Genomic DNA, 21,707 nt, shown 5'->3' with positions numbered 1-21,707 from the left:
GAAGTCGGGGATCTTTGAGATATGGGTAAAAATAATGATGTTAATAATACAAAATCTTACTATATATGCGCGGACAGATTTCCACTCATAACATAAGTGTAATATAACATTTGCGTCTTGTCAAGTCTTAAATTTTTGTCTGAATCAGGATGTCCAGGATGATAGGATTAACAGGATGTTGCTGAATGATTGTTTGTGAGGATGTTGGGATTTTGAGGATGTTGTTTGATGATTGCCTTTAAATGTTATAAACAATCTAAAAATTACCATCCTGTAAATCCTTCAATCCTGGATATCCTGATTCTGACAATACCTCAGACAGATGAAAAGCTATAAAATCAGCATCTAAAATATGAACGCCCGATTGATACCAAAAGTATGAATTCTAACTTTCATATTTGGACGCTGACACCTCCAGAAGTCTACAAAACACTAACAACAACTCCCCAAGGTATCAGCGAGGCAGAAGCAAATTTAAGATTAAAAAAATCCGGTTATAATGAACTTCCCGAACCCCAAACACGCCCTTTAATTCTCCGTTTCACTGACCAATTAACCCATTTTATGGCGTTGCTATTATGGGTAGCGGGAATATTAGCTTTTATTTCCCAAACCCCGGAATTAGGTTGGGCAATTTGGGCAGTAATTTGGATTAATGCTATTTTTAGTTTTTGGCAAGAATATCAAGCAGAAAAAGCCTTATCAGCACTGAAAAAAATCCTACCTTCTCAAGCTAAAGTTTTTCGTGATGGCAAATTATCTGTAATTCCTGCCCGTGAATTAGTTAGCGGCGATGTCATGCAGTTAGAAGAAGGTGATAAAATCTCTGCTGATGCCAGACTTATTGAAAGTCAGTCTTTATATGTAGATGCTTCCGTACTCACAGGAGAATCTTTGCCCGTTCCCCGCATTAGCGAACCCGTCACCGCCGCCAATATCCACGCTTCTGAAGCTAGTAATTTAGTCTTTGCAGGTTCTACTGTGGCTTCTGGTCGGGGACTGGCTGTAGTCTATGCCACAGGTACACATACAGAATTTGGTCAAGTAGCCCATCTTACAGCCCATGTGAAACGAGAACCCAGCACTTTAGAAGTGCAGATTTCTAGGGTAGTTCACATCATTACTATCATTGCTTTGAGTATGGGGGTGGTGATATTTTTATTAACGAAGTTACTGGTAGGAATGCAACTACGAGAAAGTTTCATTTTTGCTATTGGCATTATTGTGGCTTTTGTGCCGGAAGGTTTACTACCTACTGTGAGTTTAGCATTGGCTATTGGTGTTAGGCGCATGGCCAGAAAGAATGCTTTGGTGCGGCGCTTGTCTGCGGTGGAAACTCTCAGTGCAACTACTGTTATTTGTACTGATAAAACCGGGACTTTGACAAAAAATGAAATGACTGTCCGCCAATTATGGATTCCTAATACTAATATTAACGTGACTGGGGTCGGTTATGAACCCAAGGGAGAAGTGGAAATTTCATCTCCTGAATATCAGTCTCAGGTGCGGTTAATTTTGGCTGGTGCGGCACTTTGTTCTAATGCGCGGTTAAATCATCCCCCTAATTCCAATCAATGGCAAGCTGTGGGTGATCCTACGGAGGCGGCTTTGTTGGTGGCTGCAATTAAGGCGGGTTTGCAGTTGGAGGAGTTACAACAGCGATCGCCCAGAGTTCGAGAAATTCCTTTTGACTCTCACCGGCGACTGATGACGGTGTTGTTAAAAGGTAATTTAGGGTTAGATGATGTGGAAAATTACGAGTATGTGATTTTTACTAAGGGCGCACCTTTAGATGTATTAGAACATTCGCGGTATTTATGGCATTCAGGGGAAAAGCTGGAATTGACGGAAATTCAGCATGAGGAAATTATTACCGCTAATGATCAATTAGCAAGTCAAGGTTATCGTGTGTTAGGGGTGGCGATAAGGCAAGGTGGGACGGAATTAAACCAGCAAGATAATAATTTATTAGAACAGGATTTGACCTTTTTGGGATTGGTGGCGATGATTGATCCACCACGTCCAGAAGTTGCGGATGCGATCGCCCTTTGTCATCGTGCCGGAATTCAAGTTACTATGATTACAGGCGATTATGGTTTGACAGCAGCAGCGATCGCCCAACGCATCGGTTTAGCAAACGGTAAACCCAGAATTATCACTGGTGAACAATTAGGACATCTTTCTGATACTCAATTACGGCAAATCATCCACAAACACAAAACCGGGTTAGTCTTTGCCAGAGTCATACCAGAACAAAAACTCAGGTTAGTTACAGCATATAAAACCCTTGGTCATATTGTCGCTGTCACTGGTGATGGTGTCAATGATGCCCCCGCTTTACGCGCTGCAAATATCGGCATTGCAATGGGAATTAGCGGTACAGATGTTGCCCGTGAAGCTGCGGATATAGTTCTCATAGATGATAATTTTGCCACTATTGTCTCTGCCATTGAACAGGGGCGGGCGGTGTATCAAAACATCCGTAAGTTCATGACTTATATTCTCGCCTCCAACATGGCGGAGTTTTTACCTTTCCTCGCAATGGTATTTCTGAAAATCCCCCCAGCACTGGTAATTTTGCAAATCTTAGCCATTGACTTAGGTACAGATATGCTGCCGGCACTAGCATTAGGGGCAGAAAAACCGGAAACTGGTTCAATGGAGTTACCACCCCGGAAAAAAAACCAATCTTTGTTAGATTTACCTTTATTACTGCGTGCTTACTGCTTTTTAGGACTGCTGGAAGGTATAGCAGGGATGGCAGGATTTTTCTTTGTTTGGTGGACAAATGGTTATCATCTTCCCCAATTACAAGCACTCAGTCCCAGTATTTTATCTCACTCAGCCAATGCTGCCACAATGGCGATTTATCATCAAGCCACAACCATGACTTTAGCCGTAATTGTCGCCTGTCAAGATGGTAACGTTTTTGCTTGTCGTTCGGAACGGTTTTCAATTTTGCGATTGGGCTTTTTTACTAATCGTTTGATTTGGGCAGGAATTGCCATAGAATGGATATTAATTCTCTCTATTATTTATTCTCCTACCCTGCAAAAAATCTTCTCAACAGCACCTTTAAAACCATCTTATTTATTAATGTTGTTATTTTGTCCACCGTTAATTTTAATAGCTGATGAATTGCGAAAAAGAATTATTAACAGAGTCAACCATCAAGCTGAAATCTAAAGATTTTCCACCCAATTAACCTCATTATCAATGATCAATTATCAATTGTCCATTGTTAAATCCTTGACAATATTTTGCCACCATACTACCTAAAATTTGTAAATCTATGGGTTTAGAAATATAATCATCAAAACCAGCAGCTAAACAAGTTTCTCTATCTCCTTTCATCGCCATTGCTGTTTGGGCAATTATCGGAATATGCTGATATTGGGGATGTTTTCGCAGTTGTTCTACTACATTCAAACCATTGCTATCTGGTAAATTCACATCCATTAAAATTACTGCTGGTTGTATCTGTGGGAGAGTCATCCACATTTCCTGTGTATTCTTAACACAAGTTAATTGATAACTTAATCTACTTAAATAAATTCGCATTAATTCAGAATTGGCAAAATCATCTTCTACTAACAAAATTTCTCTTGATATACTGATGGGAATATGAACAGAAGAATTACTCGTTACTTTACTTAATTCTAAATCTTTTTCTGCCTTGTCTTCTATTGCGTCCAAAACTTTTCCTGTGGGTTGAAGTGGTAAGATAATAGTAAAAGCAGAACCTTTATTTACTTCCGATTCTAACTCTAAATAACCACCATGAATTTGAGCCAGTTGTTGTGTCACCACCAACCCTAAACCAGTACCTTCATTGTTTCTTGAACCAGAATTAATAATTTGACTATAAGGACGAAATAGTAAAGATTGATCTTCTTTGTAAATACCAATCCCAGTATCCCAAACTGTAAACCGTAAATATAAATCTTGTGTAGCTACTCTTAAACCAACACTACCTGAATTGGTAAATTTGATCGCATTAAATAATAAATTCAATAGCATTTGCTTCAGTCGCAAAGGATCAGCTAATAAAGTTGTGACATCATCGTTAATTTGTAAACGTAATTTCAAACCTTTATTGGCAGCTTTTTCTTTCACCAAAGCTAAAACATTGCCACATAATAATGGTACATCAATTATTTCCCATTGCACTTCTAGCTGGTTGGCTTCAATTTTGGAAAGATCCAAAATATCGTTAATCAAGTTTAATAAATACTTACCACTCGATTGGATGATGTGTAAATATTCTTGATGGCGTTGTCTCTCTGGTTCGTAACCTTGTGCTAAAAGTAGATGAGTAAATCCAACTATACAACTTAAAGGTGTGCGGATTTCGTGACTGGTATTGGCGAGAAATTGATTTTTAAGTTGATTGGTGCGTTCTAATTCTTGATTATAATTAGCTAATTGTTGACATCTTTCTTGCCAAAATTGTATTTGCTTTAGTTGTGTTAAGGCTGTATGACAATACTGAATTGTTCTTTTAATGAATTGTGATCGCAGGGGAGTTAAGGATGGTTTAATTGAAACACCATTCACGTTAGACTTTGATGTGTCAATAATTAGCCATGCCATCATACCATTAGCATCTTCAAATAAACGCCAAGCACTGCCAGGTTTTTGTTTCTCCATTTGCTGCAAATCTTCCAGTCTGATGGTAGCGTTTAACCTCAAGTCCAGCTTTGTCCCAGGTTGGGATATTATTTCTGACGTTTGTTTTCTCAAGGAGGGATAACTAGAAACATAACAAATCTTACCCACAATGTCATCTGGTTGAAATTGCGCGATCGCCACCCAACGCGCATTTAAAGCTTTTTCCAGTTCGTTGACTACCGTTTGATAAATTTCTGCTTTTGTATCTGCGGACTGCATCATATTAGCAGCCAGCAGACAATCATTTAAACGATTCTGCAAATGATTTAAGCTGTTTTGCAACCAAAAATTATCCCGCAGTTGCTGGATTCTGTGCAAAAGTTTTGGTGTTCCATCGATCTGGGAGTTTTGTTCTGGTAAGCTTGGAGATTGCTGCATGGTTCACTAAACAGCCAAAGAAACTAACCTTGGCAGGAAATTATGAACTGGATTTTATGTAAGTAGGTAGACGTTGAAATTTATCGTTATGGCAAGGCAAGAGGCAAAAGGCAAAAGGCAAGAGTGAATAAGTTTTCAGTGTGATTTACATTTTGTTACATACTTTTTTTTTTCACGTCGTTTTACTTATATTAACGGAGAAATATCTTTTAATCTTACATTAAAAATGTTAGTCTCTATTGTAACGCATAATGCAACTGTTAGTGAATCACATTACACATTTATTTTATTTTCTTCATATAAACGTCAAACAATGGATACACAACTGGCTCAATTAATCATTAATGGGATTGCTGTGGGCAGTATTATTGCTCTAGGAGCGGTAGGACTAACACTGACCTATGGAATTTTACGATTATCTAACTTTGCTCACGGTGATTTTCTCACCTTGGGAGCTTATTTGACTTTAGTAACAAATACCCTAAGTGTAAATATTTGGCTATCAATGATTTTAGCCGCAGTAGGAACAGTAGCGGTAATGTTACTGATAGAAAAATTGCTGTGGTCAAGGATGCGCTCGGTTCGTGCTACTTCCACAACACTGATAATTATCTCTATCGGACTGGCCTTATTTCTCCGTAACGGCATTATTTTTATTTGGGGTGGTAAAAACCAAAACTATAATCTCCCTGTGATCCCGGCTTTAGAATTTGGGGAATTACGGATACCGCAAAATCAATTATTGGTACTAGGGTTAGCTGTACTGGCGATTTTGTTTCTTCACTACATATTACAAAACACTAAAATCGGTAAAGCCATGCGAGCAGTGGCAGATGATTTAGACTTAGCTAGAGTATCTGGTATTAACGTTGATAGAGTAATTCTCTGGACTTGGATCATAGCTGGTATTTTTACTTCTTTAGGCGGTAGTATGTACGGTTTAATTACCGCTGTACGTCCGAATATGGGCTGGTTTTTGATTTTACCTTTGTTTGCCTCTGTGATTTTGGGTGGTATTGGCAACCCCTACGGTGCGATCGCTGCTGCTTTTATCATTGGTATTGTTCAGGAAGTCAGCACTCCTTGGCTGGGTTCTCAGTATAAACAAGGTGTAGCTCTGTTAATCATGATTTTGGTCTTGTTAATCCGTCCTAAAGGTTTATTTAAAGGCACAATCTAATACCATTTTGGATTTTGGATTTTGGATTTTGGATTTTGGATTGTGAAAGTCCTGATATATCAAAGTTTCATCTTTTAATTGTTCACATTCATCTTTTAAATTGGTATAAAGAATCAGCCGTCAGCCGTCAGTATTTAGCATCAACCTCATAGCCAGAAAGTTGATCGCTAAATGCTGATAGCTGATAGCTGATAGCTAATTACTCAATGATATGGAAATAATAAGCTGCTACCAAAAAGTTGATCGCCAACAGCAGTAACGCCCAACTGGCACGGAAAACATAAGAAGGTTTAGCAGCTTTTCCTTTGGAAGTCATAAATTTGGTTCTCCTGATTTAATCACTTTTCCACAAATAGCAAACATAAGCGCCAATTTTCCACAATCTTTAAAAATATTTGTGTGAAGGGAACAGGGAACAGGGAATAGGTAAATTTTTTGCTGTTACCTGTCACCTGTCACCTGTCACCTTCCTGCCCAGCATGATAAGAACTTCGCACCAGAGGACCTGAACGAACATGAATGAAGCCCATGTCCTCTGCTATTTTCCCCAGTTCATCAAATTCTGCTGGTGTCCAGTATTTTTGTACTGGGAGATGTTCCAAAGAAGGGCGCATATATTGACCCAGTGTGATGCGATCGCAACCCACAGCCCTTAAATCCCCCATTGTCTCTATTATTTCTTCCTGAGTTTCTCCGTGTCCCAACATTAAACCGGACTTAGTGGGTATACTGGCATCAATTTCTTTCACTGTTGCTAACACTGCCAAAGAGCGATCGTATTTTGCACCTCGTCGCACCGGACCTGTTAACCTGCGGACTGTCTCCACATTATGGTTATAACAAGCAGGTTGAGCATTTACAATCATAGCTATCCTTTGCTTTTGACCAGTTTCACCCACACCCGCACCACCCCAAAAATCTGGTGTGAGAACCTCAATTTGCGTTTCTGGGTTCATTTGGCGAATTGTTGCCATAGTCTTGACAAAATGACCCGCACCCCCATCAGTTAAATCATCACGGGCAACAGCAGTCAGTACCACATAGCTCAATCCTAACAAATGTACAGATTCTGCTACCTTTTGCGGTTCTTCCTCGTCTACAGGCATTGGTGCGTGACCTTTATCTACTTGACAAAAAGCACAAGACCTGGTACAAGTCGGACCCATAAGTAAAAAAGTTGCCGTTTTTTGGGCGTAGCATTCCCCCCGGTTGGGACAGCGGCCTTCTTCACAAATAGTATGAATTTGACGCTGCTTAATAATACGTTGTACCGTCGAAATTTCACTGGCTTTACCAATAGAACGGCGTAACCAGCTAGGCATGGCAGCAATTTCTGATTTTAGTTCTTGTGCAGAAGTCATATAATCCGTTGATGAACTTGAGAATATAAAAAATCACTGGGAAATACTGTAATATGATACCTATAAACGTAAAGCTACCAATAGCTTACAGTTTTGGCAATTATACGGAAATATACTCTCCCCCAATTTACACAAATCTTATATATAGTGGGAGAATTCTTAATGTCAGTCGGCGCATCAGCCATATAAACTTATAGTCTTTGGTAGAGTAATCAGTCGTGGCCAACAAAATTCTAGTTATCGATGACACTACAGTTATCAGAGTAAAAGTTCGTGAAATGTTGCCTCCAGGCAATTTTGAGGTATTAGAAGCAAAAGACGGTTTAGAAGGATATAATCTCATCCTTAAAGAAAAAGTCAGCTTGATCATGTTGGATTTTATTTTACCGAAAATGAGTGGCTGGGAAGTTTTTCAAAAAATTCAAGCCAACCCAGAATTAAAGAAAATTCCTTTAGTGATCATGTCTGGCCGTAAGGAAGAGGTGACAGAAAAAATTCCCGAACCATTTGAATATTTTGAATTTCTCAACAAGCCTTTTGACAATAGACAGGTGATTAATGCTATTAAATCAGCTATGGCAAAAGCAGCTAAACAAGGCCGTACAGATGCTGTTACTCCAGCAGCTACTACAACAGCAGCAGTAGGAGCTACTAAAGCTGGTACAGAAGGAGCTTCTGCCGCTGAAATTCAAGCTCTTAATGCTAAAATTGCCAAGATGCAAGCGGAAATTGATAATTTAAAGAAACATCTAACTCTGGTGGTAAGATTTATTAAGCAGAAAATTAAATAAGTTTTCTTGGCTATTTCTATTTCTTTTGACGCTCCCCGTTCTCAAGAGACGGGGATTTTAGATTCTACGGATGTAATGTTTTAACTTCTGGTTTGAATTTGTATCCCACATTCCGCACCCCCCAGTGTCACAATCGGTAATTTTGGATTTTTTAACCAAGTTGAGGATAATTTTGATACAAAATGGTCGAAATCTTAGATGGCGATAGCGAAGCGCTGCTGCAAGCAGTTCGCCAATCTCAAATCCCCAAACGACCAATTTTCGTTGTGTGACAGTTTAGGGTGCGGAAGGTGGGTTGTATCTTTTTGTCTGAATCAGGATAACCAGGATTAAAGAATGTACAGGATGGTATTTTTAGGATGTAATATTTAGACTTCTGGTTTGATAATGATATAATAAAAAAATATTTAATTCAGGAGTTAAAACAATGACATTGAAAGAAGAACTCTTATCAGAAATAGAAACAATGACAGAAACCCAAATAGCAGAATTTATAATGATGATTAAAAACATGAAAAATGAAAAGCCAAATTTTCATGAAAATCAAGTTGAAAAATTAACTCTTGGTGAATGTATAGCAAAATTTCGAGAAAAATTGATAGAAGAAAGTATAGAAATTAATCCTGATGAAATTTGGGGAAATATTCGTGAGTATCATCCAGGAAGAGAGGTAATTTGGTGATTCGCTTTTTATTAGATACTAATATTATTTCTGAACCTTTAAGGATAGAACCGAATCAAACAGTTTTACAAAACATGGTAAAATATGAATTAGAAATTGCTATGGCATCAGTAACATGGCATGAACTATTATTTGGTTGCTATCGTTTACCACCTTCTAAAAAGAAAAATAAAATTACTAATTATTTGCACCAGGTAATTAAACCAAAAATACCCATTTTACATTATGATGATGTAGCTGCGGAATGGTTTGCTAACGAAAGAGCGCGACTTGTAGGAATAGGAAAAACTCCTGCATATCCAGATGGACAAATTGCAGCAATAGCAAAAACAAATGATTTGATTTTAGTAACAAATAATGTTGCAGATTTTAGTGAGTTCCAAAATCTCAAAATAGAAAATTGGTTTCTTGATTGAAAGAACTAAAAAAACATCTGCGTTTATCTGCGTCCATCTGCGTTCAATATTATATTATCTCGACTTACCTCAATGACAAACTGAATCAGACAAATAAAAAAATGGGCAATGAGTTAATCACCCATCACCCATTAATCAAACTAGAATAATCAATCTAGTATCAATCTACAATTTTTCTGCTTGCTCAGTAACAATTACACTTGCTTGTGTACTCGCCATTTTTGCTGCTTGCAAAATCGGAGTATTCGCAACAGAATTATTAGCCAAAGTAAACAGCGGATTTGACAAAATACCGGAGATAGTTGTAGCAATTAAAGTTGCTATCAAACCAACTTGTAAAGGTCTAAAACCTGGTAAGTTCCAACGTACTTGAGGATAATTCTTCACTACGTCGGACATTTCTTGTGGTTCTTTGACTACCATCATTTTCACTACACGAATGTAGTAATAAATGGAAACAACGCTAGTCACTAAACCCAGTAATACTAACCAATAAAGGCCAGCTTGCCAACCTGCCCAAAATAGGTAAATCTTCCCGAAAAATCCTGCTAATGGGGGAATACCACCCAAGGATAAGAGAGAAATACTTAAACCTAATGTGAGCAGTGGGTCTTTTTGATACAAACCTGAATATTCGGTAATTTGATCTGTACCTGTCCGCAGGGAGAAGAGAATGATACAGGTAAAACCGCACAGGTTCATGAACAGGTAAACGAGCAAGTAAAAAATCATGCTAGAGTAACCTGCATCTGTACCAGCGATTAAGCCAATCATCACAAAGCCAGCTTGGGCAATGGATGAATAAGCTAACATCCGTTTCATGCTGGTTTGAGCGAGGGCAACCACGTTACCCAAAATCATACTGAGGACTGCTAGAGCAGTGAAAACAAATCTCCACTCGTCTGCAACGACGGGGAAAACTACTGTTAATAAGCGGATAGCTAAAGCAAAACCTGCGGCTTTAGAACCGACGGATAGAAAAGCGATTACAGGGGTAGGAGCGCCTTCATAAACGTCCGGTGTCCATTGGTGGAAAGGTGCAGCGGAGATTTTGAAACCAATACCAGCAATAACGAAAACAAGAGCAATGACTAAACCCAGGGATTGACCTACATTTGCTGTAGCGATACCATTAGCGATCGCACTTAGTTCCGTTTGTCCACCAGATAAACCATATAACAATGATACACCGTATAAAAATACGGCTGTGCTGGAAGCTCCAATTAACAGGTATTTCAGCGCCGCTTCATTAGAACGGGGGTCACGTTTAGTATAACCTGTTAACAAATAAGAGGAAATACTCAGGGTTTCTAGGGAGATGAAAATCATCACCAACTCACTAGCACCAGAGACAAACATTCCTCCCAAGGTAGCTGTTAATAAAATAGCGATAAATTCCGCTAAAGCCGTACCACTTTGCTCTACATAGCGAATAGACATCAAGACGGTGACAGCGGCAGATAGAGCAATGATACCGCGAAAGATAATACTGAGGTCATCACTATTAAAACCACCAGTAAAACCGATAGGATTGGTAGAATCCCATTGAAAGTATAGGGCGACAATCGCCGCGAATAAACCAGCGATCGCCAGATATCCGATCCAGCGAGAAGATGTGCGCCCCAAAATCAAATCCACAATCAAAACCCCCAAGAGGGTAATAATGACAATTCCCTCTGGTAGAATAGTTCCCGCATTCAACTGGGATGCAATATTAGCAAAATCCATGAGACGTATAGGTTTTGGTGATTAGAGATTAAGGCTAACTGAGTTCATTCTATCTATACTTCTTGACCAAAATTGCATTTATCAATTGATAATTGACAATTGACAATTAACAATTGTTTCATTCCAGGTTTAAAACCTCTCCCCTTCCCGGGTAAAAAAAGAAAAAAAATGTCAGTCCTAACCCATAAAAACAAACAGTCCAGTAATCTACTGAACTGCCAAAATTGTGATAGATATAGAACTGTTAACTGTTAACTGTTAATAGCCTTGTGAGTCTTTTTTCCCCAGCCTCCTCCAGAACGATTACCTTTCTCCTGCTATATAAAACCTAGACAAAGCTAGACTTTACTTTCTACTTCAACGGGAGCATGGGAGCGGTTATCCCTCAGTAGACTTGCACGCTGTAGCCCAACGCGACTTTCTCAGGTTAAGATTTGGAAACAGACTATCACTATCAATGCTTGGTTTTCGCGTCGGTAATAGTCTGATTCAATACTTGATATCTGAGGATTATATATCAAGTTGGCATTTTTCTGAGCTAACTTATGTCCATTTTTGTCAACATAAGTATATTATTGTCTATAAAATGGTCAACTTAGGACAAGCTCTTTTGGTCGAGCCTTATTAACTTTCATTACACGCCCCATCCATTCAGCACCGTCTAAAGCTTGAATAGCTGCTTCTTCCTGAGCAGCGGTTTCCATTTCCACAAAACCAAAACCTCGAACACGGCCAGTTTTCCGATCTGTAGGTAACTGAACTCGTGTAACAGCACCGTATTCAGCAAATACTTTAGTCAGGTCTTCTTCTTTGACGCTGTAGGATAAGTTCCCTACGTAGATTGACATGAAAATCTCCAGAATCCATTGATGCAGAGATGTTGATCCGTCGAGCCGCTTGAAATTATTACTAACAACAAGCACCGTATCGTCGAACTTACTTCTCTAATTCTTCCCTATGCTAACATATTTGCCAGATAGGCAAGGCAAAATCTGGCTATTGTCGTTATTTATGATGAAATATGGTAAATATCACAAGCACTTATGATAATCAATAAAGTTTGTAACAGACTGGGGCTTTTAAAACTTCAACGGTGAATTGATGGTACTGATTCGCCAATTATGCCTCAGATAAGTTAAAGATGGAAATACCAGGTAATTGATTTTTGGCAGTTGCTTGTTTAAATCTCCAAAGCAGCACTGCACCTGAAGTTGAGAGCAATTTCCCCCTTTTGGGGCAATTTGTGTCAGGATAAAATCACTGCTTAGGCGTGATATTTGATCTTGACATTTCGCCAAAATTATCTCAACTTGACTGTTTAGCTTCACAGCTATTCTTTTTTTTGAAATTTCCATGTCAACTCTCGTCATTGTCGAATCTCCAACCAAAGCTCGCACCATTCGCAACTACCTGCCAAAAGACTATCAGGTAGAAGCTTCAATGGGTCATGTGCGCGACCTACCCCAGTCAGCTAGTGAAATTCCTGCTGCTGTCAAAGGGGAAAAATGGGCGCAGCTTGGGGTAAATATAGAAGCCGACTTTGAACCGGTGTATGTTGTCCCCAAAGATAAAAAGAAAGTTGTCACCCAGTTAAAAGATGCCCTAAAAAATGCCGATGAATTAATATTGGCAACTGACGAAGACCGGGAAGGCGAAAGCATCAGTTGGCACTTATACCAATTGCTGAAACCCAAAGTGCCGACAAAGCGCATGGTGTTTCACGAAATTACCCAGGACGCGATTAAAAAAGCTTTAAAAAACTGCCGCGAAATTGATGAACAAGTAGTTCGCGCCCAAGAAACCAGACGCATTTTAGATCGACTGGTCGGATATACCCTATCACCTTTGCTGTGGAAAAAAATCGCTTGGGGACTTTCTGCAGGTCGAGTGCAGTCTGTGGCGGTGCGGTTGTTGGTAAATAAGGAACGTCAACGCCGAGCTTTCCATGAAGGTACATATTGGGATTTAAAAGCCAGTCTCTTACATGAAAAAACATCATTTAGCGCCCAATTAAACAGCTTGGGAGGCACGAAAATAGCTACAGGCAGCGATTTTGACCCCGCGACCGGACAAATAGCCGCCCTGCGGAATGTGGTGTTGTTAAATGAGGAGCAAGCTTTAGCACTTCAGGAACGTTTGCAGGGCAAAACCTGGACTGTTGCTGATATGGAAGAACGTCCAGTAACTCGCAAACCAGCACCACCCTTTACTACTTCGACGCTGCAACAAGAGTCTAACCGCAAACTGCGTCTTTCCGCACGGGATACAATGCGAATTGCTCAAAACTTGTACGAGCAAGGGTATATTACCTATATGCGGACCGATTCGGTGCATTTGTCAGATCAGGCGATCGCCGCTGCTCGCAGTTGTGTAGAACAAAAGTACGGTAAAGAATATCTCAGTCCCCAACCCCGACAATACACTACCAAATCTAAAGGCGCACAAGAAGCACACGAAGCCATCCGCCCTGCTGGTAGCACTTTCCGCACTCCCCAAGAAACTGGTTTAAGCGGACGAGAATTTGCAGTTTATGATTTAATTTGGAAGCGTACAGTAGCTTCACAAATGGCTGACTCTCGCCAAACCCAAATTACTGTACAATTGCAAGTTGAAGATGCGGGTTTTCGTTCCTCTGGTAAGCGGATAGATTTTCCTGGATATCTCCGCGCCTACGTGGAAGGGTCCGATGATCCAGAAGCCGCATTAGAAGACCAAGAAGTAATTTTACCAGCCCTGAAAGTTGGTGATCATCCTACCTGTGCAGAACTAGAAGCAATAGGACATGAAACCCAACCCCCCGCTAGATATACTGAAGCAAGTTTGGTAAAAACCTTAGAAAGTGAAGGTATTGGTCGTCCTAGTACCTACGCCAGCATTATTGGTACAATCATCGACAAAGGTTATGCTCAGTTGGTGAACAATGCTTTAATTCCTACTTTTACCGCCTTTGCTGTCACCGACTTACTAGAAAAACATTTCCCTGATATTGTTGATCCAGGCTTTACCTCAAAAATGGAGCAAACCCTGGATGATATTGCTACAGGTGAAGCTCAATGGCTACCCTATCTCCAGAAATTTTATCTCGGAGAACAAGGTTTAGAAACCTTGGTGAGAGAACAGGAAAATCAAATTGATCCCACTAAAGCCAAAACAGTAGAATTAGAAAACTTAGATGCTAAAGTTCGCATTGGTAAATTTGGACCTTACATAGAAGTAGAAAATGGTGATGGAGTGGTGACAGCTTCCATTCCTAAAGACCTCACACCCGCTGATTTAGATCCCAAACAGGTAGAAGTCCTGCTCAGACAAAAAACAGTAGGACCTGATCAAGTGGGACGACATCCCGAAACAGGTGAACCAATTTATGTGAAGATTGGCACTTATGGACCTTATGTACAGTTGGGAGACAAAACCGAGGAAAACCCCAAACCTAAACAAGCTTCCCTCCCCAAAGGTGTCACACCAGAAAATCTGACTTTAGAGATGGCGGTGGGTTTGTTGGCACTTCCCCGACTCTTGGGAGAACATCCACAAACAGGGGCAAAAATTAAAGCTAGTTTAGGAAGATTTGGACCTTATGTAGTTCATGATCAGGGTAAAGAAGGTAAAGATTACCGTTCTTTAAAAGCAAGTGATGATGTATTGACAATTTCCCTGGAACGTGCATTAGAGTTATTCGCAGAACCAAAAAAGGGGCGCAGTTCTAGCAGCAGTAAATCTAAAGCCGCTTTAAGAGAATTGGGTACACATCCCGATGATGATGCACCTGTAAATATTTACGAAGGTCCTTATGGTCATTATATTAAGCACGGCAAAACTAATGTGGGTCTACCGGAAGGCAAGACAGTAGAAAATATTACCCTGTCAGAAGCATTAGAATTGCTGCAAGCTAAAGCATCTACTAAATCTACACGCAAAACCACAAGTAAAACCACCAGTAAAACCACTAGCAAAACCAGTAAAACAACTACTTCTAAAACTAAGTCAACTACTACGAAATCATCTACCAGTAGCAGCAAGAAAAAAGAAGCATCAAATTAGGGATGAGGGAGATGGGAAATTACGAAATTTTACCTCTTACCCATTCCCTGATCATTGTGATAATCTAATAAGTAAGGAAGGACACAAAACCAAATTTTCACTTGGTTTAAGTCTGGAAACACAGGAATCTATCAACTTGATAAGAAACAAAAAAAGCTACAAATAGCCAGTTTCTATGATCCTGTTAGTTAAATTTGCGGTAGTATCTCAGGAGCGTTCAGTTAAATGGACTATATAGATAAGGTACTGGAAAAGCTGAAAGAATTAGCGCGGAAGCTAGTTGAAGCGTTACTAGGTCCCGAAGCTGAACCCGAACCGGAACTAATTCCGATTCCTGTGAATGAACGCTCCCGTCGTCGCTAATAGCCTGAAGATATTGGAGTTAACTTTGCTGCCTTTAAGTATTTTAGTGCTGCACGGTCCAAACCTCAATTTGTTAGGACAACGAGAACCGGGTATTTACGGTTCTCTCACCCTAGAGGAAATTAACCGCCTATTAGCAGCAGAAGCCCAGAAATTAGAGGCGAAAGTTACGCCTTTGCAGTCAAATCATGAAGGTGTTTTGATAGATACGATTCATCGGGCATTAGGACAACACGAGGGAATTATAATTAATGCCGGGGCATATACCCATACCAGTGTAGCTTTACGAGATGCGATCGCTGCTGTAAACTTACCAACAGTAGAGGTACATCTAAGCAACATTTACCGCCGAGAGGATTTTCGTCATCATTCTTATATTGCCCCAGTGGTAATTGGCCAAATTAGTGGCTTTGGTGTCCAAAGTTATTTGTTAGGTTTACAGGCATTGGTGAATCATTTAAGACTCAACAATTAACAGGAGTTAGAAGCGGAATTTCTTTTTTCTCTTCCCAATCACCAATCACCAGTCACCAATCACCAATTATGCGTTATTCTCTCGTAAATAGGGTTAGAGGTATATTTTTAGGAGCATTGCTAGGAGAAATTTTAGCTACTCAGAATGTTAGTGATTTAGGGGAAATTGCGATTCTGGGTAGTAAAAGTTTAATTGCTTTGGGTAGATTAGATACAGAGGATTGGTTAAAGCGTTACCAAAGTTACCAAAAAGCATCCGGGGATTTAGAAACAGAAACTACTGGTACTGCTGGGGGAAAGTGGGGAAAAATGATTTTAGCCACCTTGCCAGTGGCGATTTTTTTCCACGAAGATCCTGTTAAACTCAAATATAATCTGCGGCAATTATTACAAATTTGGGATGCTAACCCAGTAGTGATAGATGCAGCTTTAGTTTTAGGATATGCGATCGCCAAATCTCTCACAGAAACACTTGATCCTTTCACCCTCATTCCCGAAACGATTGATTTTTTGGGAGAAAGTAAAACATCAATACCACAAAAATTAGTAAAAGTAAATAATTTATTAGAGCAAGGATCAGGATTAGCACAAGCGCAAACTGAATTCAGTAAGCAAGACAAATTCAGTAACAATATTGCCTTAGCCTTTTACTGCTTTTTGAGTACCTTAGAAGATTTCCGATTGACAGTTTTGCGAGCCAAGAGCAATTTAAGAGAGCAAAACTCTTGGTGTTGTGCTTTGACAGGAGCTTTATCAGGGGTATATAACAGCATAGAAGGGATTCCTGTTAATTGGCAAGTTGTATTATCAGCCTTTAATCAGCCAGTATGGGGAATGAGTAGCGGTTCTGTGATGCTAGAATTAGCTGATGAACTTGTAGCAGTCTGGTCAGGTGCGTATAATATTAGTCCAAATATCAAGGAATTGACAAAAGAAGGATGTAAGATCAATTGGGAATTAGTTCCACTTTCCGTTTTTGCAGCACCTCGTGTAATTCGCCCGCGTTGAAAAATCAAAAGTAAAAGGTATTTGTCAAAAAATCACTCACAATGAAAACGCAGCGATTTTTGCAGTCCTTGGCCAAGCAATTAACACAATGGCGGCGACAGTACAAAGTGTTATGCCGTAAAGGAAAGTGGCTAGGTGCGGTGAGCAGTTCCCAAAATCAAAGCCGGCATCAAAAACTTTTCAGGACCATTATCAAAAATACACTGCTGTATTTATTACCTACCAGTGAGGAAGGTGGACATCTACAAGGTAGAAAAGCTCCTCAATCAACACCAAAATCCTGGAAACGTAATCATGGTATTTATGCCGTTGTTTTCAACTGGGTACATCAACAGCGTTATACGGTGATTTTAGTCATTGCTGTAGTATCTTTAACAGGTGTGATAGGTCATGAATTATACAACCAGCCCCAGATGAAAATCGGGACTTTTGCACCACAAACATTTATTGCTCCCTATTCTGCCAGTATTGAAGACCGAGAACAAACAGAAACTGAACGCAAAGCAGCACAGGAAAAATCTCACCCTGTATTGATGATCAATACCCAGAAAAATGAGCAAATTAAAGAAAATTTGCGCCAACTGCTGGAAGATGGCGATGAAATTCGTGATATTACTGAACCTTTTCCTTTTTTCGATGTTTCTATCTTGCCTATTCCTACCCAGCAATATCTTCGTTCTTGTGTAGAATCGGAATGGGAACAGCTAAAACAAGCTTTAGAAAAGCATCAAAAAGAAAATAAGTCAATGTCTAAGTTGAGGACAGCAGACAGACATCAATTTTCTCGGTCTGTGCCTAGTCCTGGATCAACATTATCAACAAATGCAACTACTAAGGAAAGCAAGACTAGCAAAAATAATTTTGACCAGACATTAGCAGAACTAAAAGCTTACAGTGTCACTAACTCAGAAAAAAATCTGTCTTTACTGGTTGCCCAAATATCTCAAGTGAGAGAAAAATATAGTCAAGCTAGTGGCAAACTGTTACAGATGGAGGCGGAACGCAAAAAACCAGTATATGGGGAAACTGGGTTTTTGGATCTGTCAGATGACGACTGGAAAATAACAAAAACGGGAATCGAACAAAGTGCAGAAAGGATACTTGCTCAAGGCATAGCTCCAGGATTACCCCCCAGTATTTTACAGGATGCAGTGAGTCTACAAGTACAAATTTCTGTACCAGGTGAAGCTGAATCCTTAGCCACTAAAGTATTATTGGCTGTATTAGGATCAAATCTGCAAACAGATGCAGAAAAAACCCAACAACAGGCACAACTGGCAGCAGAGCAAGTTCCATCTGTGATCAAAAAGGTGCGACGAGGAGAAGTGATTGTCAAGAAAGGTGAAAAGATTACACAATGGACATTTGATGTCCTGGATTATTATCACCTGAATCGCCGCGAAGTGAATTGGCTGGGTTTGATGGGTTTAGCCGGTTTGGTGAGTGCGGCTATAGGTGTTTTTGTTTGGGTAGAAAGGCGGGTTGGCAGTCATTTGCGAGCCAGCGATCGCCTGTTAATATTACTGCTGACTCTGAGTATTCCTAGTGTCTTGGCAATTGATGTGCCTTATACTACCTGGATAGCCATAGGTTTATTGCTAGGAAGCTTTTACGGTGGTGCTTTGGGAGTGACAGTTGTAGGTTTGTTGTCGCTAATACTACCAATCAGCATAGAAATTAGTAAGATTGGTCTGGTAGCTGGTGCTTCAGGGGGAATTTTAAGCAGTTATTTAGCTCAAAGGTTCAAATCCCGCGAAGAATTGGCATTATTAGGTATAGTTATTGCTTTAACTCAAGGTAGTATTTATTTAATCCTGAATTTACTGGCTGGTGCTGCATTCGTTTCTGCTTGGTATACGGTTCTGCAAGATGCGCTGTTATTTGGTTTATCTGGTTTGGCTTGGAGTATTATCGCCTTGGGTTTAAGTCCGTATTTGGAGAAATTGTTTGATTTAATTACACCTATCCGCTTGGCAGAACTGGCTAACCCTAACCGTCCTTTGTTAAAGCGTCTAGCTACGGAAACTCCGGGAACGTTTCAACATACTTTATTTGTGGCCACTTTGGCGGAAACTGCGGCAAAAAAACTACGCTGTAATGTTGAATTGGTAAGGGCTGGTACATTATACCATGATATTGGCAAAATGCACGACCCTTTAGGATTTATTGAAAATCAAATGGGTGGACCCAATAAACATGAGACAGAAATTAAAGATCCTTGGAAAAGTGCAGCAATTATTAAAAAGCACGTAACTGAGGGTTTAATGATGGCGAAAAAGCATAGTTTACCGACAGCGATTCAAGCTTTTATTCCTGAACATCAAGGAACAATGGCGATCGCCTATTTTTATCACCAAGCTCAACAAATGGCTAAAGATGACCCTAATATTATAGTAGATAAAGCCGATTTTTGCTATGATGGACCAATTCCTCAATCTAGAGAAACAGGAATTGTCATGTTAGCAGATTCTTGTGAAGCTGCATTAAGAAGTCTCAAAGATGCGACACCAGAACAAGCATTAAATATGTTGAATAATATTATTCGTGGTAAATGGCAAGAAGGGCAATTAGTAGATTCTGGTTTAACTAGAGAGGAAATGTCAAAAATTGCCTTAATCTTTGTGGAAGTTTGGCAACAATTTCATCATAAACGGATTGCATATCCTAAGTCAAAAGCGAGTAATGATAATTGATAATTGATAATTGATAATTGATAATGGGTAATTGGTAATTGGTAATGGGTAATTGATAATTGGTAATTGAGAATTGGTAATTGGTATTAAAAATCTATCAAAAGAAAGACATAAAAAATAAAAAAAATAGATAATTCCTTATCAAAAGAAAGATGCAGACATACCGAGTTAGAGGTTGAAATAAAGATATAGCCGTTGACAGGATGGTTAGGACATCAATTGATAATGAAACTCCCACTACAAGAGAGTTTTACTCCTGACTCCTGTACGGGCGAAGCATTCGGGCGATCAATTATCAATTTTTGTCCAAGGTTGTTTTCCGAATGCTTCGCCCCTACGACTCCTGACTCCTGACTCCTGACTCCTGACTCCTATCCCCTAATGAAAAGACTTTCTCAGCAAACCCTAAGTATTGACGTGGAATGAATAATCATATGGCATTTTTATCTATTGATGAACTCAAAATATTAGTAGAAAATCCCCAATCTCCATCTGTATCTATATATATGCCTACGCAAAAAGCAGGGGCAGAAATTCGCCAAAATCCCATTCGTTTCAAAAATTTAATGCGGGAAGCGGAAGAAAGGTTAGAAGCAATGGGGATAAGACATACTGAAGTTCTTGATTTTCTGCAACCTGCTAGAGAATTAGACAGAGGTGATTTTTGGGAACACCAAAATCAAGGATTAGTAATTTTTATTTCCCAAAACTTATTTCGCTACTATTGTTTACCAATGGAATTTCCAGAATTAGTTGTAGTTGATGAACAATTGCACCTCAAACCTTTACTGCATTTTATTAACAATGATGGAAAATTTTATGTTTTGGCTTTGAGTCAAAAAGATGTAAAATTGTTTGCAGGTACAGGGCATAGTTTGAAAGAAGTGGAAGTAGAAAATATGCCACATCGTCTAGAAGAAACTCTTCTAGAAGACGAGTTACAAAAAGGTGTTCAGCACAGAATTGGTACACCCAGAGGAAGAACTTCTGCTGCTCAACATCCAGGTTCATTTCATGGACAAGGTAGCCCTGATAGAGAGAAACATGAAGATGATATTTTACAATTTTTTTACGCTGTTGATGAAGCATTACATGAAAAATTAAAAGATGAAAAAGCGCCATTAGTGTTAGCAGGAGTAGAATATTTATTCCCGATTTACCAAGCTGCAAATACCTATCCCTATTTGTTAGACGAAAGCATTAATGGCAATCCAGAACTTCTCAATTTACAACAATTACATGATGAAGCTTGGCGAATTGTTGCACCTTCATTTCAACAAGATAAAAAAGCAGCCATAGAACTTTATGAACAATTAGCCGGTGAAGAAACGGGAAAAGCTGTGAGTGATATTAAAGAAATTATTCCGGCGGCTTTTTATCACCGAGTTGATTCTTTATTAGTATCTATAGATGAGCAGAAATGGGGAAAATTTGATCCTGAAAATACGACTGTGGATTTGCACACAGAACCAGAACCAGATGATCAAGATATGTTAGATTTTGCGGCTGTGCATACACTTGTAAATGGTGGTCGAGTTTACACTTTAAAATCTGAAGAAATGCCAAATGGGGCAAAAGTGGCGGCAATTTTGAGATATTAAAGTAGGCATACTAAGTAATTCAACCTTAAAAAAGGTAATACTCAGATCCCCGACTTCTTTAAGAAGTTGGGGATCTATATTGTTTATCGGTACAAATACAGGTAATCTAAGAAAGGTTAAATTTACCCTGATAGCTATCCTATGACAGCAAAATCTCCGCGCACAGGCAAAATAACCGCAGCCACACCAAAAACTCTCTGAAACTCTCTTTCCTTTGTGTACTTTGCGTTCTTTGCGGTTCAATAATATGAAGCTATGGTATAATTTTCTATTATTATATAAAAACCAACTTACACATTTCAGATAATCCCGATAATTAC

At 39.4% G+C, this 21,707-nt stretch carries 16 protein-coding genes; 11 read left to right on the top strand and 5 right to left on the bottom strand.

Going from position 1 to position 21,707, the window contains the following annotated elements; genetic code table 11:
- Window positions 1-378: 378 nt before the first annotated feature.
- A complete protein-coding gene (locus tag K2F26_RS21890) occupies window positions 379-3,186 on the top strand; it encodes a cation-translocating P-type ATPase (RefSeq protein ID WP_220609474.1) in 2,808 nt (935 codons plus the stop codon).
- A 27-nt stretch (window positions 3,187-3,213) separates the two neighbouring features.
- On the opposite strand, the gene hrmK is transcribed toward K2F26_RS21890, so the two are convergent.
- A complete protein-coding gene (hrmK, locus tag K2F26_RS21885; RefSeq protein ID WP_220609473.1) occupies window positions 3,214-5,049 on the bottom strand; it encodes a hybrid histidine kinase/response regulator HrmK in 1,836 nt (611 codons plus the stop codon).
- A 313-nt stretch (window positions 5,050-5,362) separates the two neighbouring features.
- Here hrmK and K2F26_RS21880 point away from each other — a divergent pair, with 313 nt between their 5' ends.
- Window positions 5,363-6,229 carry a branched-chain amino acid ABC transporter permease gene (locus tag K2F26_RS21880; RefSeq protein WP_220609472.1) on the top strand — a complete coding sequence of 289 codons (867 nt, stop codon included), beginning with the start codon at window positions 5,363-5,365 and terminating at the stop codon, window positions 6,227-6,229.
- Between the two features lie 199 nt (window positions 6,230-6,428).
- On the opposite strand, the gene K2F26_RS21875 is transcribed toward K2F26_RS21880, so the two are convergent.
- A complete protein-coding gene (locus K2F26_RS21875; protein ID WP_220609471.1) occupies window positions 6,429-6,545 on the bottom strand; it encodes a photosystem I protein PsaX in 117 nt (38 codons plus the stop codon).
- 139 nt (window positions 6,546-6,684) lie between these two features.
- Window positions 6,685-7,590, bottom strand: coding sequence for a lipoyl synthase (gene lipA, locus K2F26_RS21870; RefSeq protein WP_220609470.1), 906 nt, complete (start codon window positions 7,588-7,590; stop codon window positions 6,685-6,687).
- A 218-nt stretch (window positions 7,591-7,808) separates the two neighbouring features.
- Between lipA and K2F26_RS21865 the strand changes: the two genes are divergently transcribed.
- The 3 genes from K2F26_RS21865 to K2F26_RS21855 all read left to right on the top strand — a co-directional run bounded on the left by K2F26_RS21865 (window position 7,809) and on the right by K2F26_RS21855 (window position 9,479).
- Window positions 7,809-8,381: a response regulator gene (locus K2F26_RS21865; RefSeq protein ID WP_220609469.1), complete on the top strand. Its 573-nt coding sequence runs from the start codon at window positions 7,809-7,811 to the stop codon at window positions 8,379-8,381.
- Between the two features lie 427 nt (window positions 8,382-8,808).
- Window positions 8,809-9,063, top strand: a complete 255-nt coding sequence (locus tag K2F26_RS21860; RefSeq protein WP_220609468.1) for a hypothetical protein — start codon at window positions 8,809-8,811, stop codon at window positions 9,061-9,063.
- Window positions 9,057-9,479, top strand: coding sequence for a type II toxin-antitoxin system VapC family toxin (locus K2F26_RS21855; protein ID WP_220609467.1), 423 nt, complete (start codon window positions 9,057-9,059; stop codon window positions 9,477-9,479). The genes K2F26_RS21860 and K2F26_RS21855 overlap by 7 nt, the downstream gene beginning before the upstream one ends.
- A gap of 165 nt (window positions 9,480-9,644) precedes the next feature.
- Here K2F26_RS21855 and K2F26_RS21850 read toward each other — a convergent pair whose 3' ends face one another.
- Together K2F26_RS21850 and rbp are read right to left on the bottom strand one after the other, a co-directional pair.
- The gene (locus tag K2F26_RS21850) at window positions 9,645-11,207 is read right to left on the bottom strand and encodes an NAD(P)H-quinone oxidoreductase subunit N (RefSeq protein WP_220609466.1); all 1,563 of its coding nucleotides are present in this window, start codon (window positions 11,205-11,207) and stop codon (window positions 9,645-9,647) included.
- Window positions 11,208-11,797: 590 nt separating this feature from the next.
- Complete coding sequence (gene rbp / locus K2F26_RS21845; RefSeq protein ID WP_220609465.1) at window positions 11,798-12,055, bottom strand: RNA-binding regulator; 258 nt, start codon at window positions 12,053-12,055, stop codon at window positions 11,798-11,800.
- 505 nt (window positions 12,056-12,560) lie between these two features.
- On the opposite strand from rbp, the gene topA reads away from it, so the two are divergent.
- The 6 genes from topA (at window position 12,561) to K2F26_RS21815 (ending at window position 21,387) form a co-directional block, all read left to right on the top strand.
- Window positions 12,561-15,248 carry a type I DNA topoisomerase gene (topA, locus tag K2F26_RS21840; protein WP_220609464.1) on the top strand — a complete coding sequence of 896 codons (2,688 nt, stop codon included), beginning with the start codon at window positions 12,561-12,563 and terminating at the stop codon, window positions 15,246-15,248.
- Window positions 15,249-15,473: 225 nt separating this feature from the next.
- The gene (locus K2F26_RS21835) at window positions 15,474-15,611 is read left to right on the top strand and encodes a hypothetical protein (protein WP_187040763.1); all 138 of its coding nucleotides are present in this window, start codon (window positions 15,474-15,476) and stop codon (window positions 15,609-15,611) included.
- Window positions 15,589-16,086, top strand: a complete 498-nt coding sequence (aroQ, locus tag K2F26_RS21830; RefSeq protein ID WP_220609463.1) for a type II 3-dehydroquinate dehydratase — start codon at window positions 15,589-15,591, stop codon at window positions 16,084-16,086. The genes K2F26_RS21835 and aroQ overlap by 23 nt, the downstream gene beginning before the upstream one ends.
- Before the next feature lie 68 nt (window positions 16,087-16,154).
- A complete protein-coding gene (locus tag K2F26_RS21825) occupies window positions 16,155-17,093 on the top strand; it encodes an ADP-ribosylglycohydrolase family protein (protein ID WP_220609462.1) in 939 nt (312 codons plus the stop codon).
- 41 nt (window positions 17,094-17,134) lie between these two features.
- The gene (locus K2F26_RS21820) at window positions 17,135-19,786 is read left to right on the top strand and encodes an HD family phosphohydrolase (RefSeq protein ID WP_220609461.1); all 2,652 of its coding nucleotides are present in this window, start codon (window positions 17,135-17,137) and stop codon (window positions 19,784-19,786) included.
- Between the two features lie 434 nt (window positions 19,787-20,220).
- On the top strand, window positions 20,221-21,387 hold the full coding sequence (locus K2F26_RS21815) for a baeRF7 domain-containing protein (protein ID WP_194054953.1): 1,167 nt from the start codon (window positions 20,221-20,223) through the stop codon (window positions 21,385-21,387).
- The last annotated feature ends 320 nt before the right edge of the window (window positions 21,388-21,707 follow it).

This window comes from Sphaerospermopsis torques-reginae ITEP-024, assembly GCF_019598945.1.
Classification (GTDB): domain Bacteria; phylum Cyanobacteriota; class Cyanobacteriia; order Cyanobacteriales; family Nostocaceae; genus Sphaerospermopsis.
This window is presented reverse-complemented; position numbering and strand designations above follow the sequence as displayed.